General features: G+C 62.9%; 22 protein-coding genes and 1 tRNA gene. 10 read left to right on the top strand and 13 right to left on the bottom strand.

Annotated elements, in window-relative coordinates; translation table 11 throughout:
- Window positions 1-5: 5 nt before the first annotated feature.
- Together ASF00_RS05565 and ASF00_RS05560 are read right to left on the bottom strand one after the other, a co-directional pair.
- Window positions 6-1586: an AMP-binding protein gene (locus ASF00_RS05565; RefSeq protein WP_055875572.1), complete on the bottom strand. Its 1581-nt coding sequence runs from the start codon at window positions 1584-1586 to the stop codon at window positions 6-8.
- Between the two features lie 5 nt (window positions 1587-1591).
- On the bottom strand, window positions 1592-3823 hold the full coding sequence (locus ASF00_RS05560) for a TonB-dependent receptor (RefSeq protein ID WP_055875569.1): 2232 nt from the start codon (window positions 3821-3823) through the stop codon (window positions 1592-1594).
- A 466-nt stretch (window positions 3824-4289) separates the two neighbouring features.
- Here ASF00_RS05560 and ASF00_RS05555 point away from each other — a divergent pair, with 466 nt between their 5' ends.
- The 3 genes from ASF00_RS05555 to ASF00_RS05545 are packed head-to-tail and all read left to right on the top strand — an operon-like array spanning window position 4290 to window position 6624.
- On the top strand, window positions 4290-4787 hold the full coding sequence (locus ASF00_RS05555) for a MarR family winged helix-turn-helix transcriptional regulator (protein WP_055875567.1): 498 nt from the start codon (window positions 4290-4292) through the stop codon (window positions 4785-4787).
- Window positions 4784-6115, top strand: coding sequence for a S41 family peptidase (locus ASF00_RS05550; protein WP_055875564.1), 1332 nt, complete (start codon window positions 4784-4786; stop codon window positions 6113-6115). Before ASF00_RS05555 ends, ASF00_RS05550 begins: the two co-directional genes overlap by 4 nt.
- Window positions 6115-6624, top strand: coding sequence for a hypothetical protein (locus ASF00_RS05545; protein ID WP_055875560.1), 510 nt, complete (start codon window positions 6115-6117; stop codon window positions 6622-6624). The genes ASF00_RS05550 and ASF00_RS05545 overlap by 1 nt, the downstream gene beginning before the upstream one ends.
- A gap of 403 nt (window positions 6625-7027) precedes the next feature.
- On the opposite strand, the gene ASF00_RS05540 is transcribed toward ASF00_RS05545, so the two are convergent.
- From ASF00_RS05540 to ASF00_RS05525, 4 genes are read right to left on the bottom strand one after another with little or no spacing between them, the layout of a single operon-like run.
- A complete protein-coding gene (locus ASF00_RS05540) occupies window positions 7028-7312 on the bottom strand; it encodes a DUF3325 domain-containing protein (protein ID WP_055875556.1) in 285 nt (94 codons plus the stop codon).
- Complete coding sequence (locus ASF00_RS05535) at window positions 7309-8904, bottom strand: PepSY-associated TM helix domain-containing protein (protein ID WP_055875554.1); 1596 nt, start codon at window positions 8902-8904, stop codon at window positions 7309-7311. The genes ASF00_RS05540 and ASF00_RS05535 overlap by 4 nt, the downstream gene beginning before the upstream one ends.
- A complete protein-coding gene (locus ASF00_RS05530) occupies window positions 8901-9215 on the bottom strand; it encodes a hypothetical protein (protein WP_055875551.1) in 315 nt (104 codons plus the stop codon). Before ASF00_RS05530 ends, ASF00_RS05535 begins: the two co-directional genes overlap by 4 nt.
- On the bottom strand, window positions 9212-11416 hold the full coding sequence (locus ASF00_RS05525; protein ID WP_235525631.1) for a TonB-dependent siderophore receptor: 2205 nt from the start codon (window positions 11414-11416) through the stop codon (window positions 9212-9214). The genes ASF00_RS05530 and ASF00_RS05525 overlap by 4 nt, the downstream gene beginning before the upstream one ends.
- A gap of 734 nt (window positions 11417-12150) precedes the next feature.
- On the opposite strand from ASF00_RS05525, the gene ASF00_RS18270 reads away from it, so the two are divergent.
- A complete protein-coding gene (locus ASF00_RS18270) occupies window positions 12151-13068 on the top strand; it encodes a DUF6624 domain-containing protein (protein WP_156348190.1) in 918 nt (305 codons plus the stop codon).
- Window positions 13069-13192: 124 nt separating this feature from the next.
- Here the strand turns inward: ASF00_RS18270 and ASF00_RS05510 are convergent, their stop codons facing one another.
- Window positions 13193-13591 (bottom strand): RidA family protein, encoded by a 399-nt coding sequence (locus ASF00_RS05510; protein WP_055875539.1) that lies wholly within the window; start codon window positions 13589-13591, stop codon window positions 13193-13195.
- 152 nt (window positions 13592-13743) lie between these two features.
- Here ASF00_RS05510 and ASF00_RS05505 point away from each other — a divergent pair, with 152 nt between their 5' ends.
- Complete coding sequence (locus ASF00_RS05505; protein WP_235525630.1) at window positions 13744-14331, top strand: TetR/AcrR family transcriptional regulator; 588 nt, start codon at window positions 13744-13746, stop codon at window positions 14329-14331.
- 109 nt (window positions 14332-14440) lie between these two features.
- Here the strand turns inward: ASF00_RS05505 and ASF00_RS05500 are convergent, their stop codons facing one another.
- Window positions 14441-15325: an SDR family oxidoreductase gene (locus tag ASF00_RS05500; RefSeq protein WP_055875533.1), complete on the bottom strand. Its 885-nt coding sequence runs from the start codon at window positions 15323-15325 to the stop codon at window positions 14441-14443.
- Window positions 15326-15422: 97 nt separating this feature from the next.
- Between ASF00_RS05500 and ASF00_RS05495 the strand changes: the two genes are divergently transcribed.
- Entirely contained in the window at window positions 15423-16244 is an 822-nt protein-coding gene (locus tag ASF00_RS05495; protein WP_055875531.1) for a helix-turn-helix transcriptional regulator, read from the top strand.
- 52 nt (window positions 16245-16296) lie between these two features.
- Here the strand turns inward: ASF00_RS05495 and ASF00_RS05490 are convergent, their stop codons facing one another.
- Window positions 16297-16800, bottom strand: a complete 504-nt coding sequence (locus ASF00_RS05490) for a MarR family winged helix-turn-helix transcriptional regulator (RefSeq protein WP_235525629.1) — start codon at window positions 16798-16800, stop codon at window positions 16297-16299.
- Between the two features lie 157 nt (window positions 16801-16957).
- Between ASF00_RS05490 and ASF00_RS05485 the strand changes: the two genes are divergently transcribed.
- The 3 genes from ASF00_RS05485 to ASF00_RS05480 all read left to right on the top strand — a co-directional run bounded on the left by ASF00_RS05485 (window position 16958) and on the right by ASF00_RS05480 (window position 18855).
- Window positions 16958-17908: a hypothetical protein gene (locus ASF00_RS05485; protein ID WP_055875524.1), complete on the top strand. Its 951-nt coding sequence runs from the start codon at window positions 16958-16960 to the stop codon at window positions 17906-17908.
- Window positions 17909-17933: 25 nt separating this feature from the next.
- A complete protein-coding gene (locus ASF00_RS18265; protein WP_156348189.1) occupies window positions 17934-18110 on the top strand; it encodes a hypothetical protein in 177 nt (58 codons plus the stop codon).
- Window positions 18111-18546: 436 nt separating this feature from the next.
- Window positions 18547-18855 (top strand): hypothetical protein, encoded by a 309-nt coding sequence (locus ASF00_RS05480; RefSeq protein ID WP_055875521.1) that lies wholly within the window; start codon window positions 18547-18549, stop codon window positions 18853-18855.
- 94 nt (window positions 18856-18949) lie between these two features.
- On the opposite strand, the gene ASF00_RS05475 is transcribed toward ASF00_RS05480, so the two are convergent.
- Window positions 18950-19876, bottom strand: a complete 927-nt coding sequence (locus ASF00_RS05475; RefSeq protein ID WP_055875519.1) for a hypothetical protein — start codon at window positions 19874-19876, stop codon at window positions 18950-18952.
- A gap of 205 nt (window positions 19877-20081) precedes the next feature.
- Here ASF00_RS05475 and ASF00_RS05470 point away from each other — a divergent pair, with 205 nt between their 5' ends.
- Window positions 20082-20372: a hypothetical protein gene (locus ASF00_RS05470; protein ID WP_162233559.1), complete on the top strand. Its 291-nt coding sequence runs from the start codon at window positions 20082-20084 to the stop codon at window positions 20370-20372.
- On the opposite strand, the gene ASF00_RS05465 is transcribed toward ASF00_RS05470, so the two are convergent.
- From ASF00_RS05465 to ASF00_RS05455, 3 genes are all read right to left on the bottom strand, one after another.
- Complete coding sequence (locus ASF00_RS05465; protein ID WP_055875513.1) at window positions 20369-22897, bottom strand: AAA-like domain-containing protein; 2529 nt, start codon at window positions 22895-22897, stop codon at window positions 20369-20371. The two genes, ASF00_RS05470 and ASF00_RS05465, sit on opposite strands and share 4 nt — an antisense overlap.
- On the bottom strand, window positions 22894-24405 hold the full coding sequence (locus ASF00_RS05460; RefSeq protein WP_055875511.1) for an esterase/lipase family protein: 1512 nt from the start codon (window positions 24403-24405) through the stop codon (window positions 22894-22896). Before ASF00_RS05460 ends, ASF00_RS05465 begins: the two co-directional genes overlap by 4 nt.
- Before the next feature lie 527 nt (window positions 24406-24932).
- Window positions 24933-25009 (bottom strand) — tRNA-Met (locus ASF00_RS05455).
- Window positions 25010-25061 lie beyond the last annotated feature (52 nt).

Here is a 25061-nt window from a genome sequence, read left to right as displayed (position 1 = left end):
CGCCGTCACACCTGCTCGGCGACGATCAGCCCCTGCTCATAGTCGGTGCGGAGCCGGGTCTTGTCGATCTTGCCGGTCGACGCGAGCGGCATCATGCTGACCATTGCGACGCGGTCGGGGATCCACCAGTCGGCGACTTTCCCGCGTAGCAGGTCCAGCAACATGCGGGCGTCGTTGCTCGGTTCACCCTCCACAACCAGTAACGGACGCTCACCCCAGCGCGGATCGGGTCGCCCGATCACAGCGACGTGCCGTACGGAGGCATGCGCGCCGATGATCGCCTCGATCTCGGCAGGATTGATCCACTCGCCGCCCGACTTGATCAGGTCCTTCGCACGGCCGCAGATGGTGAGGTTGCCGGCCGAGTCGATGGTCGCGAGATCGCCCGTGTCGAAATAGCCCTCGTCGTCGAGCGCCACCGTATCGGCGTCGAAATATCGATCCAGGACGCTCGCCCCCCTCACCTTCAGATGCCCCTGCATGCCGCGCTGTTCGGGAAGGCCAACGCCGTCTACATCGGTCAGCTTGAGGTCCAGCCCGAGTGGCGGCGGGCCTGCGGACCCAGACGATCCCGGCGCGGCGGTGGCCGGTGATATCGTCCCGATCGGCGAAAGCTCCGTCATTCCCCAGCTCGTCTGCACCCGCGCGACGAGCCGCGTCTGAAGACGATCGAGTAATGCATCGGGACAGTTCGACCCGCCGATAATCACGCGTTCCAGCGATGGTAGGTCCTCGCCCGTGCGATCGAGATGATCGACCAACCCGAGCCATACGGTCTGCACGCCGACCGCCACCGTCACTGCCTCGTCGCGCATGATCTGCGCTAGGCTGGCGCCGTCAAGATGCCGACCGGGCAGGACCAGCTTTGTGCCCGCCGCGGGCGCCGCGAACGGCAGTCCCCAGCCATTGGCATGGAACATCGGGACCGCGAGCAGCAGCACGTCGCGTGCCGTCAGTCCCACGACATCGGCTTGCAGAGCCCGAAGCGTGTGCAGATAGTTGGATCGGTGCGTGTAGAGAACGCCCTTCGGCCGCCCCGTGGTGCCCGACGTGTAGCAGAGCCCCGCAGGCGCGTTCTCGTCGAACGCGCCCCAGTTTACGGGCGTGCCATGCGCCGCGACCAAGGCTTGTTTTGACCAGGTCGCGCCGTTCGTTGGCTCTGCCTCGTCATCGTCCAGTTCGATGACGTGCCGGACACCGGGACAGTGCGGGAGAATCTGGGCGATCAGCGGCATCATGTCGGTTGCGACCGCCAGGATACGGTCGTCCGCCTCGTTGATCATCGCCGCCAACTGCGCCGGAGTCAGTCGCGGGTTGAGCGTGTGGCAGACGCAGCCAATTCCCATCACTCCGTAATAGACTTCGAGATGATCCCGCGTGTTCCAGGCCAGCGTGCCGATCCGGTCGCCCGGCTGAACGCCGAGCGCGACCAGCGCGCCCGACAATCGGTTGGCCCGCTCGCGCAGGTCCGCATAGCCGAAGCGTGCGACCGGAACGCCCTTCTCCGCCCAGACCACTTCGTGATCGCCGAACCATTTGCCGGCGTGGTCGAGGAACTTGTCTACCGTCAGTCCGAAGCTCTGCATGGTCGTCAGAACGCCTTCAGGAGCTTCAGGCCATATTGCCGCGGCGATCCCGCGAAATAGAGCCCGCTGTTGAGCGCAGCAGGATAATGCTGATCGGTGAGGTTCGTCCCGTAAGCGGTCAGCGTGACCGTGCCGCGATTATAGGCGAGCTGTGCGTTGACGATATTGCGCGCCTCCAGTCGATCGCCGAGCGCGCGGTTCTGGAACAAGGTCGCCCATTGCGGCGCGATGTGCCCATAATTCGCGCGCGGCGTCAGCGTCGAGCCGCCGCCAAGCGCGATCTCGTAACTGGCGCCGACGTTGAACGTGAAGTTCGGCGCATAGCTCTGGTCGACACCCTTCAGGTTACGACACGATACGCTGGCGGGCCCGGTGTTCACGTTGCAGGCAGCAACTGCCAGGATGCGCGGATCGGTCGCGAAGAACTGGCCGAGTTCGCTGCGCAACACGTTCATACCGACGTCGAACGTCAGATTGCCGAACTTCACGTCAGCCTCGGCCTCGATCCCGTAGATCTTGGTCTTGCCAGGAACGTTCACTTGGAGCCCGAACACCGGGATGGTCGGGTTGCCGATCGTAACCTGGAAAGCCTCATAGTCGTTGTAGAAGGCGCTGACGCTGGTCCTGATACGACGGTTGAGGAAGTTCGCCTTCCAGCCGGCTTCGTAGGATGTGACCTGCTCCGCACCGAACGGCGCAGGGTTGCCCAAGCCAACAGGTACGTTGAGCCCGCCCGGCTTGAACCCGGTCGCGACGAAACCGTAGAGATAATGGTCGCGGCTGACCTCCCAGCCGAGCGAGGCCTTGTACGAGAAATCGTTCGAGCTGGTCTTCTGCTCTGCGACGATAGGCGTGCCGTACTGCAGAACATCGATATCGTTGCGGCTGCGGCTGGTCGTGTAGCGGCCCCCGACCTCGACCTTTAGCTTGGGCGTGATCGCAAAGCCAAGTTGCCCGAAGGCGGCCAGCGAACGGTTCGGGTTGATACCTTGCAACCGGTATTCGGTCAGCGGATTACCGAGCGGAGCACCGATCACGAACTGGTAGGGCGATTTGAAGTCGTATTTGTTCCAGACACCAAACGCACCGACAAGGTACGAGACGCGCGACGTATCAGGCGAGATCAGCGTCAATTCCTGAGAATATTGGCGCTCGTCAACGCTGTCGAAGAACGTCCGGTTCGCTGTCGCGGTGCCGTCCAGGTCGGAGCGATATTTGGTGTTGCCGCTCGCATAAGCACTGACCGATCGCAGCTGGATTCCGTTGTCGAACTCGTAGTTCACGCGCAGAATCGAACGGTAAAACTTGTCACGCGCCTCCTGCGGGGAGTTCGCGGTGATGTCGAACAAGTCGCGGTAATTGGGGTTCGGCGTCGTGCTCCCAACCGGCAGGTACCGGAACTGGTTGGTGAACGGGCTGGCGGGATAGGCCCCCATGTCGAGATAGTCGACGTCGGTCTTCGACAGGATCGACAGCCGCGACGTAGGCTTCCACAACAGGCTGAAGCGGCCGGCGATCTGGCGCACGTCGCCGTTGTTGCCGGTATATTTCGATCCACCCGGCCCGGTGATGTCGTAGAAGCCGTCGCGTCGCTGGCCATAGACCGCGAACCGCGCGGCCAGCGTGTCGCTCACTGGGATGTTCACCGCGCCCTGCACGCCAACGTCCGAATAATTGCCGACGTTCGCATTGATATAGCCACGATAGCCGCCACCGATGATGGGGTCGTTGCTGTTGACGAACACTGCGCCGCCAGTAGCGTTCTGGCCGACGATCGTGCCTTGCGGACCGCGCAGCACCTGAATGTTTGCGACGTCGTAATAGGGTTCCTGCGCGAAATAGCCCGGGAACGTCGGTGCACCGTCACGGTAGGTGATGACGCCGGTCGCGGTCTGCGTGTTGTGCTCGCCCTTGCCGATGCCGCGGACATTGAAGTCGATGCCCTGGCCGAAATTGTTCACCACCACGCTCGGTGTGGCGAACTGGAGCGCATCGACGCTCGACACGCCCTTGTTCGCCAGATCGGTGCCTGACAGGACGGAGCCGGACAACGGCGTGGTCTGGAGATTCTCGTTGCGGCGGCGCGCGGTGACGATGATGTCGCCCTGCTGCGGCGCGGGGCTTTCCGCCTGTTCGGTCGAAGCGCCGGGATCGGCGGGAACTGACTGAGCGACGGCCTGACCCGTCGAGAGCAGGGCAAGCACGGACACACCGAGCCAGCACGAACGAAGCCGCATAATCCTCTCCTATGGCGATGGCACTCTTCGGTGCCGATGCCAATCGATGCCCCAAACGAAAATACGATGCAAGTTTAATTCTCTCCAGAGTGAATGTCAGGGGAAAGGTCCTTGACCGGCCGCCGTGGGATTAAATTTGTCGTTCGCGGGCAACGAATTTGTGAGCAGTCTGGATGTCCAGATACTTGGCTCGCCTAGTTTCAGATGACCAGCGAGGCGGAAGCCGGATTCTCGCGTTGACCCAGTTGCGGTCATTCGCGCCGCCCTCGCCGCTTCCCGAAAGCTGCCGTTCATTCATCTCAGAAGGTAGGGCTATGCCGCACGCATTTCTCTGCCAGACGGCACGTCAACCATCGTGGAAAAGATTACGAAAGGGAAACAACCCCGGCCTCTCAGATGCCGCATAGACCATGACCGCGGAATATCGGTAACTTGACACGTACCTAATTACCGATACGTTTTGCATATGGGCGATTTTATCAAGACTCGGGGCAACGTTTTCGTGGCACACCGGCTGCGCCGCGCCTCCGACCGCATCGTCGACCAGGTCGGAGAGATGCTGTCGGCGGAGGGGCTCGATGTGCCGCCGCGCGGGGCGTCGATGCTGCTGATGATCGACGAACGGGACGCGATCGGCGTCGTCGAGATTGCGCAGCGGCTGCGCCTCTCACATCCGCTGATCGTACGTATGACGCAGCGGTTCGAGCAACTCGGCCTGGTCAAAATCGAGGTTGACCCTGACGACGCGCGTCGCCGCCGGCTCGTGCCGACCGAAAAGGGACGGCGGGAGGCAGAGGCAATCCGCACCTTCAATGCGCGCCTCTCGTCCATGTTCGACAGACTCTTCGCCGAGATCGACAGCCCGCTCGTGGCGGTGCTCGATCGGCTGGATGCTGCGCTTGAAGCGGTCCCGATCGCGGCGCGGATGGCGACGCTTTCCGATATCCAAGGAGACGAGGAATGAAGCATTTCAGTATCCTGATGCTGTCCGTTCTCTTGTATTTGCCCGTAGCTGCTGAGGGTCAGGCTCGTCCCGGTCCGGTCGGCATGGCCGTTCCCCGAGCAGCTACGCTCACCGCGACCGAAAGGCAGGACATCGTCGCCAAGCTCGCGAGCGCGCTGCGCGATCGCTATGTCTTCCCCGATGTCGCGGAGAAGACGGCCGCCAAGGTGCAGGCCGGCCTCGCCGCCGGCGACTATGCCGCGCTGGACGATCCGAGCGCGTTCGCCGCTCGGCTGACCAACGATCTTGCCGGCGTCGCGCACGACAAGCACATGAAGGTGATGTCGCTAATGGCACCGCCGGCCGGGCCAATGAGACCAAGGCCGCGCGGCGAAGGCGGCGTATTACGTGCCGATCATATCGCGGGCGGCATCGGCTATATCGAGGTGCTCGGCTTCCCGCCGCCGATGATCTTCAAGCCGGCGCTCGATCGTGCGATGGCCGCTCTCGCCGGCAGTCGTGCGCTCATCATCGACGTGCGCCGCAACGGCGGCGGCTCGCCACCATCGGTGTCCTACCTCGTCAGCTATCTGGTCGCACCCGGTCGCCCGATCAACACCATCGTGTCGCGCACCGAGAAGACAAACGACTACATCAGGGAGAGCTTCGCGAGCGAGGCGACGCCGACCAGTTTCGTGAACGTGCCGATCTACGTCCTGACCAGCAAGGATACGTTCTCAGGCGGCGAGGAGTTCGCGTACGATGTCCAGGCTCTCAAGATCGGGACGCTGATCGGTGACGTCACCGGCGGCGGCGCCAATCCGGTCGGCATGGTCGAACTGGGGAACGGTATGGCGGCCATGATCCCGTTCGGTCGCGCGGAGAACGCCGTAACCGGCACCAACTGGGAAGGACGCGGCGTCAAGCCCGAGATCGTCGTTCCCGCTGCCGACGCGCTGCGGACGGCGTTGATGACGGCGGGCGGCAAGCCGGCTACCGACATCGCCACGGCGTCGGCCGAGCGCGTCTTCGCGCCGCGGTCAGCGCCGCTTCCTGGATCGGAGGACGCATTGCGCCGAATCGTGGCGGGTTATGCCAGCGGCGTGCCCGACTACACCCTAATGGCGCCCGCCGCGGCGGCACAGGTGCGCGACGCGCTGCCGGCGCTGCACACGCAGTTCGCCGCGCTTGGTGCCCTTCAGTCGATGACTTTCGAGGGACCCGATCCGCTCGGCGGCGATGAATACCGGCTGCACTTCGCGCAGGGGAACGTGATGATGGCGCTCGTGCTCGGCCCCCAGGGCAAGGTCGCCGCGATCTCCACCCCGATGCCGCTCCCGGCGCCCTAATGCGGATCGCCCTCATCTTTCTCGCAGTGTACGTGGCATTGAAGAGTGGGCAGTTTGCCTTCCTTGGACAGGCTTCGGGATATCGTGACGAACCCGTGAGCGTGAGGCGTCGGCTCCAGACGGGAGAACCTGCGCTGCTGATGATCGCCGCATTGATTACGGTCCCACCGATGTTGGCCGGAACATGGTATCACCGACACAAGTTCGAAGAGGTGCTGCACAACTCGGTCGAGTGCTACGGCTTGGTCCAAGCCTATAAGGACGCAACCGCTATCAAGCGATCGAACGGCGAACATTCGGTTTACGAGTCCGTCTACCGCTATCGATCAACCGCTCTCGACGCGTCGTGGCAACTTGGAACGGAGGCCAAGGCAGTGCAGCGGCGGCTTGACGAGGCTGCGTTGGCGATGGCCGCTGAGAGCCGTCGCGGCCACGAAGATATCCGGCAGCAGAGACTTTCCATGACGCAGAGCTGCCTGCATCCGCCGAAGGAGGGCCCAAACGCTTGAGAACGCGCAGGCAGTGGCGCATTGACCCACAAGCCGACATTCGTAGGCTCGTGTCGGCTGCCCAATATCGGCCATTCATTCATCAGATCGATGCGCCGCACCTGCACGCCAATCCATTACACAGGCGGTTGGAAGCGCTTACCGATGAGACCCCTGGTTTGGCGGTCTGACCGCAATTGGTCAGAGGTTTTGATCTGGAAAACACTGCCCGCTCGTTGCGCAACAGCGTCACCACTTAAATGGGCGACATACGAGGTCGTCGTGATGCGATGCATGGTCTGTGCAACGCCGTCCGGAAGTGAAATCGTGCCATTCTCCTTGGCTGTCGCGACCTGGGGCTGTACGACTGCAGGGATGTAGAGGATGACTGCTGCGCAAGGGAAAACCCCTGAGCTACGGTTTTTCAGGATCGCGCGTTGGCGCGAGCTGGAACGAAGTTTAGCGCGAGGAAGGCGATCCCGGCGCCGGCCATGATTGCGCCTGCCCAAAGGATCGGTCCAAAGATCCATCCTTGAGCAAGAAGCGCGGGCGCGACGCTCACGACCAGCGAAAGCCAGCCGCCGGTCCGCAACATTTTACACCGCGCTGCCTGCGGACATGCCCCGAACCGACGGCGATGATGCGCGTCGGTCGCCAGGCCAAGCAGGAAGAACGCGGCGCTGGCGAGCAGAAGTGACAGGACGCTCATTCGGTGGGCTCCGGAACCCTGGAGGCGGTGGCGGCTTCAGCCCTGCGAACGCGCTTTGCAGCGGGACGATGGTGCGCGACGCGGCGGGCAAGCAGCAGAAACCCTATCCCGAAGACCGAGATCGCCGCATCGATGCCGGCGATCATCATGTCGCCTATCGCCAGCGACGCGAACAACCCGCGATCGGTCGCGACGACGTCGTACATTGGCAACGCAACGAGCAGCACCCCGGTCACCGCGAATAGCGAATGCCAAACGCGCGCCGGCCTGACGACGAAGGCCGTCAGCGCCGCGGCAGCCCAAGCGATGAACAGCATGTGCATCTCCCAATCGGCGCGTCCGCGAAGTGCTACCGGGAGTAGGCGGTTGGCCCAGAAAAAGCACGTGATCCCGAGGGGGAAACCGCCCATCACCGCGACGTTGAGCCGCTCGACGAGGCGGAACCCGAGATGCGGCCGGGTCGGATCGGGCAGGCGCTCGCGACGCTTGACGGTCCATAGCACGAGACCGCTCGCGACCATCAGCGTGCCCGCGATCCCGCACAGGAAGTAGAGCCAGCGGCCGCCGTCGCCTGCAAACCGTCCGGCGTGGAGCCCGATCATCGCGCCCGCGGTCTCGGCAGCGGCGCCCGGTGGCGGCGAACGCCAGACGAGGCGCCCGGTCACGCCGTCATAGGTCAGTCGCGGCGTCCGCGAGGACAGCATTGAATTGGCGCTCTGGCTGATCGTGACCCGTGCAGCGGCGTCGCCGGGATCGCTGACCTCGATGAGACTGGCGGGCGCGCCGAGTCGGCGTTCGGCGTCGGTCGCGATCCGTCGCAGATCGATCAACGGCGTGGGACGGCCGGTCCGCTCGACCACGTTGGCGGCCGGGAACAGCGCGGCGAACAGGGTATTCTGATCATTATAATTGGCGACGACCGCCCACGGCATCAGCAGCGTCATCAACGTGACCAGCCCGGTATAGGTGATCATCAGGTGGAACGGCAGCGCCAGCACCGCGGTCGCATTGTGACCGTCGAGCCAGGATCGCTGGCCCTTGGCGCGTCGCAGCGTGAAGAAGTCCTTGAAGATCTTCTTGTGCGTGACGATCCCGCTGACGATCGCCACCAGCATCATCATGGTCGCGAACCCGACCAGCCACCGCGCCCAGATCACCGGCATGTAGTGGAGATCGAAGTGGAACCGGTAGAAGAACTCCCCGCCCCGCGTCTCGCGCGCCTGCGCGACCTGTCCGTCGGCACCGATCAGTGCCTGCGTGTCGCCGCGCCCTCGCCTGCCTCGCCTGCCACGTTCTTCGCCGGGCTTGGGTTGCGGCACCCAGAAGACTTGCGCACCGGGCGATCGTTCCGTCGCTACCGGGATAATCCAGCTCTTCGCATCGGGCGCTTTGCGAGCAAGGAACGCTTGCGACCCTGCCAGCACGCGCATAGGCTGTTCGACGCGCGCGATCTCGGGCCGCATCCAGCGGTTCAGACCCTCGCGCCAGAACGCGATCGTGCCGGCGACAAAGACGAGGAACAGGATCCAGCCAAGCAGCAATCCGGACCAGGTGTGCAGGAACGCCTGCGACTGACGGAAGCCCTTGCTCATACCCGCCCCGTCGCGCCGATCGATATCCACGTGATTGCGGCCGCAACCGCCGCTGCGAGGCCGAGTGTCCAGATCGCGCGCCAACCGCTACGGGCCGCGAACGCCCACATCGCCGCAAGCGCGCACAAGGCGAGCGCGATCAGCGCGGCGGTGACGGTCGCCTCGGCACGATCCCCCGGCAGCAGCCGCGCAAGCGCCATCGCCCACAGGCTCGCGGTTGCATAAGCGAGCGGCACGGAGGCGACGACGCGCAGCGCGATGTCGCCGCGCCGCGCCCAGCGCGCACGGGCATGCGCATCGCCCGCCGTCATTCGAAGCTGTACCGAAGCGTCGCGAACGCGGTGCGCGGGCTGCCGTAGTAGTTGCCGCGGCCGGTGGCGGCGATGCGCGCGTAATAGCTCTTGTCGAGTACGTTCGCGACGTTGACCGAGACACCCACCCTCTCGTTGAACTTATAGCCTGCGCGCAGGTCAAGCACTGCATAGCTTGGCTGGCGGACGATGGTGGACCGGGTGCGCAGCGTACCGTCGGCGTTGAACACCGGCGCATTGCCGCCATAGGTCGAACTGAACCACGTTACGCTACCGCCAAGGCTCGCGCCTGCCAGTGGCCCATCGACCGGGGCGTAGTTGGTGAACGCCTTGATCATGTGCTTGGGCACGATCGGCACGAGCGGCAGCCCCTCGAACGCGGTGGTCTGGTCCTCCAGATACTTGGTCTTGGTGTAGGTATAGCCGCCATTGATCCGCCAGCCGGGCAGGATCTCGCCGGTCGCCTCGGCCTCGATACCGCGCGAGCGAACCTTGCCGGTCTGCAGCACGACGGTCTGGATATCGGGATCGTTGAACAACCGGTTGGTCTGTGTGATCTGATACGCTGCCGCAGACAGCAGCAGGCGATCGTTCATCAGCGAAAGCTTAGTGCCCGCCTCATATTGCGCACCGACCAGCGGCTCGATCTGCTGACCATCGGGACGTGCCCGGCCGACCGGTGCCGCCTGCGGCGTGAAGCTGTCGGCATAGCTCGCATAGAGATTGAGCTGCGACGTTACGTCCCAGACAATACCGGCATAGGGCGTGAAGCGGTTGTCGATCCCGTAGCGGGTCGACGGCGGCAAGACACCGCTTGGTGTCAGCAACGTGGTCGTCGTGGTATCCCACCATGTCACGCGCCCGCCACCGATGAGCGTCAGGCCGGCGAGCGGGCTCAGCCGCATCTGCCCATAGATGCCGTACTGCTCGACGTCGGTCGAGGAACCGCCGTAGACCTGCAGCACGCAATTGGCGGGCGCGGGTGTGATCGTGGTGCTGGAACTGGGACAGGTGGCTCCCGTCCCCTGCACCGGATAATAGGGCGAGGCCCCATACGGGTTCAGGGGCGGCTCGGACGGCGACACCGGGTTGTACACGTCGATCCGCGCATAATTGGACAACCGCGTGAAATACGACGTGCCCGAACTCGCCTGATAATCGGTACCGAGGATCAGCGTCTGGTCGCGCCCGAACAGCGGGAAGCTGCCAATGCCGTTGAAGTCGAACGAACGCGTCTGCTGCTTGCTGTCGCCGCGATAGGCGATGTGGCTGGTCGAGCCATTGGTCGCGGTGACCGGCTGGTTGCCGATATAGCTGTAGATGTCGACGCGATCGACGTCGGTGAACAGGCCGGTCGCGCGCAACGTCCAGCGATCGCTGATCCTGTGCGCGAGTTCGGCGAACCCGGTCCAGGTCTCGGCGTTGAACCGGTTCCAGTCGGCGCCGAGATAGGTCGACCGCTTCACGTCGAGCAGCCGCCCGTCACTGCCGTCAACGCCGCCAATGATGCCGGGCAGGCCCGACTGCACCGCCGGGCGGAAGCGGTCGTAATAGCCGCCGACGGTAAGCGTGGTGCGATCGCCGATTTCCAGCGACCCGACCGCGAACCCGCCGATGCGGTTGCGGTGCGCGGTGGCGAAGAACTGATCCTGGTCCTGTGCCATCGCGCCGAACCGCAAGCCCGCCTTGGTGCCGATTGGCGTCGAGACGTCGAGCTCGAACCGGAGATTGTCATAGCTACCGGCGCCCGCACTCGACTGCATCCTGAACCCGTCGAGCGGTCGCTTGCGCACCATGTTGATGCTGCCCGCCGGATTGCCCGACCCGCTGAACAGGCCAGCTGGGCCGCGCAACACTTCCAGCCGATCGTAGAAGAACAGGTCCGGCACGGCGGACGGGAAGTTGAACGCAAAACTCGGGACGCCGTCAATCAGGTAATTAGTGATCGCGAACCCGCGCGAAAAGAACGACGGATCCTCGCTGCCGACGCCATTGACGGTGATGCCGTTGGTCGCGGTCAGAGCGTCTTCCAGCGTGAACAGGTTCTGCGCCTCGATCTGATCGCGATCGATCACGGTAATGGTGTTCGGCGTGTCCTTGAGCGGCGTCACGGTCTTGCCGACCGCACGACCATAGCTTTTGCCGATGACCATGATTTCGTCGGACTTCTGCGCATCGTCCGATCCGGTGGACGGTTCCACCGTCCTTGGCTCCTCAGCCGGAGCTGGCAAAGGTGCCCCGGCAAACGCTGCGCTTGCCAGCAATATACTCGAAAAACTCATACTGAACCCCCGTTATCGGGAGGCCTCTACGTCGTCTGCTGTTGCGAGTCACTAGCAATATAACGGTTTTGTCATGATCGTTGAGGCGAGCGCGAGCAGGCGCACCTTTAACCTATTGAGATTTGCAAGAATATTATGTCTCACGACGCTTATAGATCGCCGGCCGCGCCTGTTGATTTCAGTCCGCGATGGAAAGCAATTCTGACCCACATCCGGACATTCAAGTGCCCTTTCCCGCCTCCCAACTTCAGGCATTCGTTCATCGGGCTGAGCGGTAGCGTTCGGCGGATGATCCATTGCCTCGATGGCTTGAAAGGAGAAGACTGCGGACGGTCCGTTTTCGGCGAAGCACGCCGCGATAGCAGACATTGGGCAGCTGCCGCCTTTCCCAGGAAGGATCCGCTAGCTGGATGGTATAAGTTGGAGAACCCAGCGAAGCTACCTTCCGAGGGCACGCTGGAGCTGAGATCGAACATTATTGCCGCTGTTGTCTTTTCAAGCGGCCCGTCGCATCAATCAGTTGATGCTGACGGAGAATATCGGTGCGGGCATTCCGACTGGGTTTGAGTGCCATACTCCTCGGATCGGCTTCCGCCAGTGCAGGGACTCAGCCGCAGAGTGTCCCCGGTGTCCCACCCGCCCTCACCTCTTTCTTGCACAACGACATCGTCGAACCTGGCGATTACCGATGGTTACGCGGGCGGTTTGCTGATGCGACAGCTGTGGACAAGCAGGTGTTCATCGCTGCTTTGGAGTGGAATGAAAACTGTGAAAGCCAGTCGCGTACGGCAATGAAAGGCCTACTGGCCACGATGGGCCAAAGTTTTGATCCTGGTAAGGACGTCTATACGCGGCCTGCACCGTGCCGTCAGTTCGTACAGCTCCCAATACCAGCGGACGTGACATGGCCTGCGTTTTCCGCTGCGCTCGATCGCGTCCGGCCATATGCACTCGGTATTATTCGTGCGACCGCGCTTTTAGAGCAGCAGGTGATCGATCAAGGCAACTATGCCGAGCAACTGCGCACCCGACCACTCGGCGAGCAGACCTTGCGTTTCGCATGGGTCGAAAGCCAGCGCCATGAGGGGCAAACCGCCGCTTATTCGTCGCTTGAACGGATCGTTTACGAAGGCATTCTTCTGCGTGCCCTGGACGACCGCGATCAAGGTAATACGGCTTGGCTTTCGACCAAGGTGGCTCATGAGGGCTGGCCAACGCGTTCAAAGGTAGGTGACGCGGCATCCAGCGCGGCTTGGCTGCTCGTCCAACATGCGGATGCCAATCCAGCCTTCCAGCTGACTGCCTTGCGCCTCATGGCGCCGCTGGCCTCTGAAGACGAGATTGATCCGCGCAACTTTGCGATGTTAACGGACCGCGTCGAGCTCAAGCTCTCCGGTCAACAGCTATACTGCACGCAATGGACCTGCAACCGCGGCAACCGCGTGCCGCTTCCACTGGCGAACACTAATGCGGTCACTGACGCTTTGCGCGCGAAGGCAAAACTCGGGTCGCTTAAGCAGAACGCCGCCCAAATCGATACCTTGTACGGACCGTGCCCACCCGCGGCCTAGGTCAGACCCAAGAAGACCCAGAAGGCGACACTCTGCCCGTCCAGCACGCCTCCCAAGACCTGCCGTTTGTTCACCTTCGTCGTCGGTCGTGCATCAGCGCAGGGAGGGCTGACCGAGTCCCGCCTCAGCCTTCGGACGGTATGCGGGCTGTGACCTTGATCTCGAAGTCGAACCCCGCCAGCCAATTTACCCCGAGCGCAGTCCACGCCGGATACGGCGCCTCTGGAAATAATTCGGCTTTCACGGCCATGATCGTCTCGAATTGCTGCTCGGGATCGGTATGGAATGTCGTGACATCCAAAATGTCGTAGAAGCTACACCCGCCTGCCCGCAGCGTGGCCTCCAGATTTGCAAAGGCTAGTCGCACCTGCGCTTCGAAGTCGGGTTCGGGTGAGCCATCGTCCCGGCTACCAACCTGACCCGAGACAAACAGAAGATCGCCTGACCGTATAGCGGCCGAATAGCCGTGAGCTTCATAAAGGGCGTGCCGCTTGGCAGGGAAGACTGCGTGACGCTGAGCCATGGATCGTTTCTCCGAACGTATGACAAGGAAGCTCGCGGTCGCTGGGATCAAAGCGACTGCTTGGACGATTTATATGCGACGCGTATGTGAGGCATCGAGCCGCAATAGTCAACTTCACATACGCGGCGTATGCGAAATGAGGTGACTCGGCGATGAGGCGACGCGTTGAAACCATGCAAGAAAACCGCACGAAACTGATCAGTGCGGCTCGCAAGGCATTTGCCGCTTCCGGTTTCGCGGGCGCGTCGATGGATCATTTGACTGCGGAAGTCGGCCTAACCCGCGGCGCGCTCTATCACAGCTTTGGCGACAAGAGGGGTTTGCTGGCTGCCGTGGTTGCGCAAATTGATAGTGAAATGGCCGAGCGGGCGCGACGTGCGGGTTCTAGTGCTGATACCGACTGGCAACGGCTGATCGCTGAAGGTGAGGCCTACATCGAAATGGCGCTTGATCCCGAGGTTCGACGTATCGTGCTGCTGGATGGCCCGGCTTTCCTCGGCGACCCCGCGACATGGCCTTCCCAAAATGCCTGCCTCGAGGTCACCAAGCAGGCCATCGCCAAACTGATCGCGGACGAGGTCATGCAGTTAGTCGATGTCGAGGCCGCATCGCGACTCCTTAGCGGCGCAGCCTTCAATGCCGCCCTTTGGGTGTCCGCCAGCGAGGACCCGGAAGAAGCGCTTCCCCAAGCCATTGCTGCATTTCGACTGATGGCCGAAGGTTATCTAAAGGTGCGGTAGCTTTGAGTTGCCGTCGCGCCCATTTCTAGCCGACAGACCCATTTGCGGTCATTCCAGACTTTCTTTCGGCTCCCCAACTTCTGCCATTCGTTCATCTCGCGACAATGACCTAAGCAGTCATCGCGCGTAGGTCCTCAAGCAGAGTCGGTCCTTGAGGATTCCAACTGAGGCGCTGGCGGGTGAGAGCGTTAGCGGCCGACATGTCCTTGGAGACGAAAGCCCCCAGCCAACCGAAGTGATCGCTTGCTTCATCGGTGCTCAGCGAACGTACCGGCAGACCAAAATGCTTGCCAATCGCCTCGGCGATATCGCGGAAGCTGATCGCGCTTTCGGCGGTGCCGTGATAGCGGGCCCCCGCCTCATTCTTTTCCAGTGCCAAGCGGTAAAGGAGGGCGGTATCGGAGATATGAGCGGCTGACCAAGCGTTAGCACTCTCCCCAATATAGGCAGAAATGCCCCTGTTGCGGGCGAGCGCGAGCACGTCGCTCACCAGACCTTGTTTCCGGGCATCATGGATCTGAGAGTTGCGTATGGTGATGACATGGACGCCGCGATCGAGCAGCGCCTGCCCCGCTAGCTCCGACGCCACGCGCGGGTTTGGGCCGGCGCTGTTGAACACATCCTCCGACGCTCGTTCGCCAGGCGCGGCCGATCCCATCACGGTGCTGGACGTGATGACGAGCGGCTTCGACGTGCCAACGAAACTGGTCCCGAGTGCTTCGATAGCGCGGCGGTCCTTCTCGCAATTTTCCACGAACTTTGAGAAGTCATGGTCGAACGCGGTGTGGATGATGCCGTCGGCGAGCGCTGCGCCCGACCGGAGGCTGTCGAGATCCTCGATATCGCCGCAGTGCGCTTCGGCCCCGGCCGCGATCAATGCGTCAGCCGCAGCATCGGATCGTGCCAGACCAAGGACCTGATGCCCGGCACCGATCAGTTTAGAAACGACATGCGAACCGATGAACCCGGTTGCGCCCGTGACGAAAATACGCATCTGACGTTCTCCATTGCAGATGCAGCCTTTGTCGGGACACGGCTAAGCGGGTAAAAGTAGTGACGTGATCCTATTATGATCGCTGACAGGATGTGATGTGGCGACTGTAACCGAGAACCGATTGGGCCTGTATCTACGCGATCGCCGTAGCCGGCTTGATCCGGCTGCACTCGGTTATCCGGCGCAGCGGCGCCGTACGCCGGGTCTTCGTCGTGAGGAGGTAGCGCAGCGCAGTAACATTAGCCCGACTTGGTACACCTGGCTCGAGCAAGGGCGGGGCGGCGCGCCTTCTCCCGATGTGCTGAACCGCATTGCCAACGGACTGATGCTGACCGAAGCCGAACGCGAGCATCTGTTCATGCTCGCACTGGGTCACCCACCGGAGGTTCGCTACAAGGCGGCAGACAGCGTCACGCCCCGCCTGCAGCGCTTGCTGGACACGATGCTGAGCTGCCCCGCCATCATCAAGACGGCAACGTGGGACGTCGTCGCGTGGAACAAGGCAGCGGCCCTGGTGCTGACCGACTACAGCCAACTGCCGCTCCACGAACGCAACATCCTGCGCCTTGTTTTTCGCAACGATCGCATCCGCGGGTCGCAGGAGGATTGGGAGAGCACGGCACGCTTCGTCGTCGGCGCTTTTCGCGCGGACGCCGCGCGCGCAGGCGCTGTTGCGGAGATCGGTGAATTGGTCGCCGAGCTGTGCGGGACCAGCCCGGAGTTCGCGGCACTGTGGGCCGACAACGATGTCCGCTTCCACGGCGAAGGTGCGAAGCGCCTGCGTCACTCCGAACTCGGCCTCATCGAGATGGAGTATTCGGGTTTCGCGGTCGATGGCCGACCCGACCTGGGGATGATCGTGTACAACCCCGTCGATCCTGCCGTGGCGGAGCGCATCCGGTCTCTTATTTCAGCCTGACAGGCGCCTCTGCGGTACGATCAGATCACGGCGCCCCTAAGTGATAGCCCGTTCACCGTAGCGCTTCTGCCAACCTCAGCAGGGTAGCGGTGACCGCTTGCGGATCGAGCGGGGCCGACGCCGCGCGCAAGCGAGCTTCCGCTCCGGCGACGATCGTCGATGCGGCCGCCAGCACAGTGCGGCCTTGATCGGTCAGCTCGGTCGTTTGAACACGACCATGCTTGGCATGCGGTGCCCGGACGACGAAACCCGAACGCTCCAGCGCGACCACGATCCCCTGCATCGTCTGGGGCGTGACGAAGGAACGCCGCGCCAGTTCGGCGTTGGAAGCACCAGGCTCGGTCCGAAGGAAGTTCAGCACCGCATATTGCGGCGTCGTCAGACCGATCTGTTGAAGAGCACCGTCCATATGGGTCCGTAGCGCTTGCTGCGCTAGCCGGCGGCGACTTCCGTTTGGACAGCTATGGCAGAAGCGGTGACGCCAACGGCATCGGGCGTCGTCGAGGGACGCGATAATCGCCAGATTGTCGCTCGGCAACGCCGAATTCGCATGCAAAGATGGGTCCCCCAGCTTTGCGGTATTGCGCCCAATAATTTTGCTGTGTCAGGAAAGTGAATTTGTAGGGCTGTTCCCATCAAATTTGGAGGGGAGGTTTCCTCATATGTAGGCACACCTTTACATTTCGATCGTCACTACAAATTTGCTTATTCAGATGGCGACCGATCGCCTCATCGGCTACGATACGCCGAGCCGGATTGTAGGCATCGTGCGGCGGCCGAGCCGATTGGAGGAAGGCAGGATGTTCGACTTCGAAGATTGGTCCGAGGAAGAGGTCGAAGCGTTCCGCCAGAAGGCGCGCGAACTCACCGGCAGTAAGCTGTTCGAGGTCTTCGAAGAGGCTGTTGGTAGGCCTCTGCCGGCCGCGCTTGCTGCCATGGGACAGGTTCTCGGAGACCACCTGGCGAAGTCAGATCGGGAAGAGGCTGCCGACAAGATCCTCGAGAATCTTATCCCATCAAAGATCGATATTTCGCTCTGGAGCAATCTGGTCGCTGGGCGCAACGTCGACCTGCCCGCCAGCGATCAATATGGTCCGATCGCGGCTCGGCTGGCGCCGGAGTCTTCGCGCGCCGCCCACAAAGGGCGTGGCAACGCATACGGACGGGTCCATTCGAAGGGTACGCAGGAGCCTTCGGGGTTCATGCGTCGCCAGGGAGAAGCGCTGAAAGCTCGTTACAAGCGGATTGCGGAGATTGAACTGCAGCTCGAGGAAGAGAAGTCACATACCGCAGAACTCGAGCATGGGCTCAAGCTATACGCGATGACGCTTCTGATGACGGAACTGCGCAGTGCGACCGCACCCATCTTCGCGATGGGGCCGGCCTGGGCTATTCTGCGAGCCATCGCAGGCAAGACCGGTGATGAGAAGACGGACACCGATCGTGCTCTTGATAGCCACCGGATCATGGTCGTGCTTCACGCCTTACGAGACAACGAGGACTTCTTGAAGGCGATCAAGTCTGCCCTATTGCAGGTTTGTCGAGACTTCTCTGTCTTGGCGAACAAGCGAGGGAAGAACGACCCGTTCGATGGGCCGTGGGATTACGAGGAGGTCCTAAGTTCCTTGGCTTGGCCCCCTCCGCCGGGCCGAACGCACTGGTAGATCCGGAATACGCACGGAACACGTCATGAACGTCGTCGAGAACGAAGAAGCCGTATCCAGGCTCGCTGCCGAGCCGTTCGATGCCAACGAGTTCCCTTGGGAGTTCTTGGCTGCGTTCGGTAATAACGAAACGACGATCAAGCGGCTCCGCTCGGGCCAATCGAACGCGTCGGACGTCACGGGCGGCGTCCGTCGAACCTGATCCCGCCGGCGTAACCGACGATGGATCGACGGCCGCCGCCCCGCCGCCGCCGCCGCCGCCATCACCATCGCCGCCGCCGGCTCCTCCGAGCAGACCAGCCGGCAACCAGTTCGCTTCGGGAACGCTTGCCCGTCGCGCCCTCTACGATGCACCGGTCGATCGCGACGGATCCCGTTCGGGTGGGGGTGGCTGGAGCAACCAGCAGGCGGCGGGACTTGCCGGTGAGGAATGGCTTAGCGGACTCGTCCGTCAGCGTCTGCCGCAAGGCTGGTCGCTGACGACGAACGAACGCGACGAGGCCGCCGGCGAGAGCGATCTCATCGTCAGGTCGCCGACCTCGGAATGGCATGTCGAGATCAAGACGCTTTCGAGTGAACGGCTATACTGGTCGGACCTCGAACGGGGGAAGGCGGAGCGTCAGCAGGGAAGATACTGGATGTGCTTCCTCGTGCGGCAGGCATACGCCTGGAGGATCCACTGGTCCTGGAATCCGCTCGTCGATCTCCTGCCCTGCGAGCGTCGTCTGCAGTGGCAGTGGGCTAGGGAGAGCGAGGGGCCGAGGCTGGCGAAAGGCAGCTGGCAGCCGATCGGTGGAACCGCCGCACCGACGGCAGTCCCGGATCGCGCCACCGCCGTGATCCGCATGCTGGACCCGCAGGTCCGCGCGCTACCAGAGGACAACGTGTCGCTGAAGCTCTTCTGGCAGCGGGTCCACGGCCCTCTAGGCGGCGCGCAGGCCGTCTGACCGGGCCACGGTATGTCCGGTCACTCCTGCCAGGGACCGTCCGAACCGACTGGTTCCTTTCGTAGCGCGCGATCTACCCTACCCCAGAGCCTTATCATGGCCTGACTAAGGGCGCCAAGAAATGACGAATGTCATGCAGTCGGAGCAAGGCTGCGATCTCCCCTGACAGCTTCGCTTCCGTCACGAGGAACGCCTCGACGGGCACTTCCTCGCGCACGTCCATCGCCTGTTTCACGGCACGATACTTGATGCATTGGTAGACGCCGCGCCGTAGGTCCACCTCGTTGGAGATGCGGGACTTGACTTCGAGCACCACGGTACGGTTCTCTAGATGGTAGACCGCATCAATGCGGTCGCCCGAGTCGAGCCGGAATTCGGTTTCCGTACGCGCTACGGCAAATCCACGCCGTACCTCAGCTGGATTGGCTGTCACCCACAGACGCAGGGCGCGATGGTGGTCACCTTCTCCGCCCGCGCCGTACTTATGCGAGCCGGTTCCGTAGTCGTCCTCTTTGCCGTTGTGGCGTCGGTCACGCTCGGCTTCGATGACGATGTCGTTAAGGCCGCTACCGAACACCCGCTCATACAGAGCCAACCATTCTGCTGGGGAGTAGGCGTAGACCTCCGCCGCCGCGCGCTCGAAATGCTCCCGCCAGCTCGCAGGGTATCGCTGCTTGTAGCTCGTTGACGCTAGCTTCGGATTACGGAACCGGGTGGCCATGTAGGAGCCCGCGCCCTTGCTCGGCATGCGGTCCTTCTGATTTACCACCAGGACGTTGATCAAAGGCGCGTCCGGTTCAACTGCCTGGATGTGGTCCATGAGCTCTCCGGCTACCAGCCCGATCCGCGTCGCGAATACGGTGGAGAAGCCGGTTTCCGTCTCCAGTCGGTGCTTCACCTCCCCATAGGTCATCGTCGCCCCGTCGAGGGCCGCGGCGATTAGCCAGCGCATGGTCGGCGCCAGGCCATGCTGGATCAGGTTCTGATTCGTCGCACCGTATCGCGCTTGCTTTCCGGCCATCGTTCCCCACTCCGGTCATACATATGGGAGGAGAATACGATCGTTCTAGGTAAACACCATGGTCGAAAGGCATGCGCTCGCAGGTGGCCCGGGTCATGGCCGGTTAACTTGTGAAACGCATAACTGCGCCGAACACTATTGCGCCGTGGCCTACGATCGATACTCTCGAGTTCTGGATGCGAACGAAATGGATGGAGTTGTAGGATTGGAAGCGAAGGGATCGACCGGCCGGGGTGGTAGACAGCGTCTGGAGAAGGTCGGGCAGCGGGGACTGTCCAAGGCCGCCGCCTACGTGCTCGAACAGCGTGGGCCGTATGTCATGATCCACGTCCCTGCTCCCGGAGCCACACCCGTCATCACGCGCGATCTGCCGTTCGACGAGAAGCGGGCGTTCGAGCGGATTTCCCAAGCGCTGAGGGAGATGACGGAATTTGTCGCCCCGAAGGCGCATGCACCATCCTCAGGCGACGATCGGGCGACGGCAACCGCCGACTAGGCGGATTGGTCCTGCCTCTCTACGACGACGCAGGCACCTTGGGAGACATCCTGCCGCAACGCCTTGAACTTGGCAGTGACGCGACTGCCGTCCCGATACTCAACAGTGACTACCTCGTTGCGGCCGATCGTCCGAAACTGGTTCCGCACCGGCGTCTGCGGAGAATGCACCGACGGGAGCCGGTCCAGAAAATCCACGACCCCGTCCACCACGCTAGCCGGCAGGTCAGGTTCGGGAGCTGCCCTGATCTCGTCCACTAGCAGCCGCGCATCGGCACTCAGCGCCTGCGCCGCCTCGTAGTCGCCGGAGCGCGTCGCCGCCAGGATCTGAACGTAGCGAACGAGTAGAAAGGACTGACGCAGCAGTGGGTCGGTGGGCTTCGAGAGCCTCTGCGACGTAGCAAGCAGGCGGGCGTTCAGACGGCCGCCGTCGTCCCCGCGAGAGGCACCCGCACCGACGGACACCAGTGCGAGATAGTCGTTCCTGACCAAAGCACCGCCGTTGCGCGCCACCGAGTCCAAGTAGGATCCGGCGAGACCGGCGTCGAAGTCACTCTGACGGAGGATTAGCGTCCGTCCAATATGCCGGGCCAGTTCGGCGTCACTGACCCTGTCCATGGCTTCGCGGCCGATCAGGAGCGCATCGTCGGTCGCGTTTGCGCCCACGAGGCCGTCGAACACTGCTGCCAGAACCCCGTCGCGGGAAAGTCCGGCGCTATGCGCGAGGGCCTCGACTGCCCCGTTAAACGCCTCCGGCCCAAGGCCTCTGCGAATCACCGCTCCCGCAGGACCGAGCTGCGCCGGCGCGAGATCATCGGCGGCAGCCGTGATGAAGGTATCGACGATCCGGTCTAGCTCGGCACGGGATTGTTCCGCAGACGCGTCGGCAAGCATGGCCAGCGCACGAAGGGAGGGCGGGGCACCCTGAAGCTCAATCGCCCGGCGAAGCAGGGCGACGCGCTCTTGACCTTCCGTGAGGCTCGCCGCCAGCTCGAGTGCGTTACGCTGATCGCGGAGGGAAGGATCGTCTCCCGACCCCATAGACGGTTCTTCAAGGGCGGCGACCGCCTCCAAAGCGAGTGAGCGCGCCTCGACCACCCGGTCCGGCTCCGCCGCAGCGATCCGCGCGATTCCCACCAGAGCCGCCACGCGGTGCCTGCCACGATTGACCGACGCGAGGATCGCACGGAAGTCCTGCTCGGCTTCCTGAAGTCGACCCAGCAGCCGCTTCGCCCGCCCGGTCCAGGCGAGAAAGCTGGGGTCCATTGGGTCGCCGCCCAGTGTGCCAGCGAGCTCGAACGACATGAGAGCCTCGGCGGCAAGGCCCTCCTCCAGCTGAGCCACGCCGAGCCTGATCACATCCACACGGTCCGTGGCCGTGAGCGTGCGGCCGGCGAAGTAGTCCCGATATCCGGATATTGCCGCCGAGAAGCGGCGCTTCTGGAACGCCACCTGCGCATCCCCGAGCAAGTGGGCGGCCGACTGCTCGAGTTCGGCCAGCCAGCGCTCCGTCATGGCTCGGTCGACGATGCGGCTGCGAAACGCAGGCTGCACGTCGGACGGCGTGCGCGTGGCAATCCCCGCTAGGTAAAGGGCGGTTCGCTGCGCGTCCGTCAGATCAGAAGACCTCCTGAGGGCTGCAACGGCGTTCCGAAGCGCGGGATCGTATTCGACCAGCGTCCTGATGTGGTCTATCGGGGGTCGATCGTATGAGACGAGGAAGAGGCGCTCGACAGCGTCGTCGACGGCGCCCACGCTAAGTGCTTCGCCCGCCTCGTCCATCTGATCGAGCTCGGAGGCGATGTCCCACGTCAGACGGGGGTTACCGCTGGTCCAGTAGATGATCCGGTCGACGACCTCAGGGCCGAACGGCAGCGCCGCCCTTCCGACGAGCTCGCCAACCTGCTCGGCAGAGAAATCCCGCAGGAAAATCTTCTGTCCTATGTTGAACGGCGAGATCGACTTGTCGCGGATGAGCTGCGAAGGCTCGGCGACGCCGGCGAGCACAAACGTGAGACGCTTAAGTGCAAGCACCGTCTCACGCGTAAAGAAGATGCTCCGGATAAACGCAAAGACACTGTCGGAGAAGGGCAGCCCGGTAAGGCCGTCAACCTCGTCGAGAACGATCGCAAGCCGGCCCGGCCACGCATCAAGCCTTTCCACAATCAGCGCCTGGAATGCTGCGGACGGGTCCATTCCCGCCGCCGCCTGACCGAATGCCTCTACTGCCGAGCCCGTGAACAGGTCTGGGTGCGAGGTAGAAGCAAGGTGCAGAACCCGACGGTAGAAGTCGGCGTCGGACGCGACCCTCACCGAGAGGTCGACGTAGACGAAGCGCAGGTCGTCGCTCTCCAGCCGACGCCGCGCGTGTAGCAGGAGATTCGTCTTCCCCATCTGCCGCGGATCGAGGACGTAGGGCGGACGGCCCATCCCGAGGATCGCCGCTGCGAGCTGGCGGTCCGCCGCCCGCTCGACGTAGAGCTCGTCGGGAATGACGGCGACTGCGGGCAGACGGGCGCCGCTCACTGGGCCAACCCAGCCAACGTGACCATCAGCGCCTCGTCCAGATCCGAGACCGACCCGCCGAGCTGAACGAAGTTTTGGATGAACATCTTAACTAATCTCGGAGAGCGAGGGTCCGATCTCAAGACACGCTCAATGACGGAGTTGTCCAGCGAAAGCCGTAGCGACCGCGATATCCTGCGAAGTAGGTCGTCCAGCTCCTCGGCGGGCCAGTAATGCATCGGGATCACTGTAACGCTTTCCGACGCCAGGTCGTTGCCGTCGAATGCCGGACCGGGGTCCACCGGCGAGGTGAACACGAGGCGCACCGGCACTCCGGGCGAGCGCTGCGCTTGGCGTACAGATATCGCGCGAACCGCGGCGAAGAAGCCGGCGGCCTCCCGCTCGTCGGGAAGCGGCGTTTCTTCGATGAGGATCGCGCCGATCCCGGCGACCGAGCAGGATTCGAGAAGGCTGACGATGCGATCGATGTCATCCTCTCCTGCACGGACCTCAGGGCCAGGCGCCACCGCAGCCCGTACCTGCTGCTCCAGGCTGGCGATCGCGCCAGTGGCGCCCTTCCCCGTAGATGCGCCCAAGGAAACGGTCAGGTGGGCGCGGAACGCGTTGTACATCGCGCGGCTGGCAGCAACGGTCTTACCGCATCCGATCGGCCCATGCACCCACAAATGTCTGAGCGGCAGCAGCTGCGCGAGCGTGCCGTCAACCGGGCGCACAAGATAGTGCGCAGCTTCCTCCGGTCTGTAATAGTAGAACAACGGATTGCCCGCTACCGCTTCGGCGGCTCCGTCCTCCCCGTGACCAACCACGGAACGCGGTCGCCGGACACCTGGGGTGTCCGCCCCTGCCAGCTCCAGCGCAGCGTTCTTCACAATCTTGAACGCCTTGTCTTCAGCATCGGCGGGCTTGATCACGCTTCGATGATCCTTCTCGGCAAGCGTCCTGGACCGACCCCCTATCCACAGCGGCGCCGCGCTTGATGGCGCGACGCAACCATCCCTAGCGGCCGCGACGTTCCAGATCGGCATGGCCCCAGCGCAGTCGAGGTTCACCCACGCCTCATTTAATTCGGTCAGAAACGGAGACTTTGGCGTCAGCTGCTGCAGCTGCTTGTGGTCGACGGATAAACGCACGAGAACACGGGCGAGCGAGCTTCCCTCGTGCGGGACGGCGAAGAAGACGATGCCTGCGACATTCGTCGTAATCTTCTTCATCAGCAACCTCGTCAGCCACTTTCGGGCGACGAGGCCACCCATGCTGTGGGTGACGAGCAGGATCTGATCGAATTGCAAGAAGCTTTCCTCGAGGTCCGTCGCCAACGCGCCTGCCAAGGTGCCGATCTCAGCCGCCACGGGCGACGTCCAGGCGCGCCACGGGGAGGACGGCTGCTCCAGGAAGGCGACCTCCAATCCGACCAAGTCATCGTCCGCCTCGAGCAGCTCCTTGAACTTGCCCCAGCTCGCCGCAGAGGAGCCGCCCAGTCCGTGCAGAAAGAGGATCAGGCGACGCAAGTGCGGGCCTTCGCCAGCTCACCGCGCAACGGACAGGTCCGGCGGCTCCGGAAGGCAAACGTTGCTCGGTACTCGATTCGGGGCAAGGCGACACACAGAAGAGATGGGACAAGCGGAGGACTCGTGTCCTCCGACGCCGACCTGCGGGCCACGCGCGGTGATCGGCATAGCACCGGGGCGTTCTGCGCGCGAGGACTGGTTGAGCTGCAGTCCGGGTCGAAACTACGCTACGATCGTTCTGCTACCTCATATCCTCAAGCATCAACCGAGTGTCGATGGCCTTGAGCTAGGCTCTGTTGCCGCGCACTAGTCGCAGATTACTTATGAACGAAGAGCTGCTTCTCCGGGTGTGGCTCCGAGTCGGCCGTTCCGGTTTCCACCAAGTCGGCAGGAGTGTTCTGATGGGCCGTCAGTGCTACGTTGTCATACGCCGTAGCGTGCTACCTGCTCGATACCTAACCCGCTTAGAGCGCCATGGCCTTGACGCAAAAAAATCCCGCTAAGTCTTTCGACTTGCGGGTTTTTGTTGGTTGCGGGGACAGGATTTGAACCTGTGACCTTCAGGTTATGAGCCTGACGAGCTACCGGGCTGCTCCACCCCGCGACGGTCCGTATGTGCGGACGTTACCCCGCGACGGTCCGTATGTGCGGACGTT

This window comes from Sphingomonas sp. Leaf34 (assembly GCF_001421805.1).
Taxonomy (GTDB): Bacteria; Pseudomonadota; Alphaproteobacteria; order Sphingomonadales; family Sphingomonadaceae; genus Sphingomonas.
This window is presented reverse-complemented; position numbering and strand designations above follow the sequence as displayed.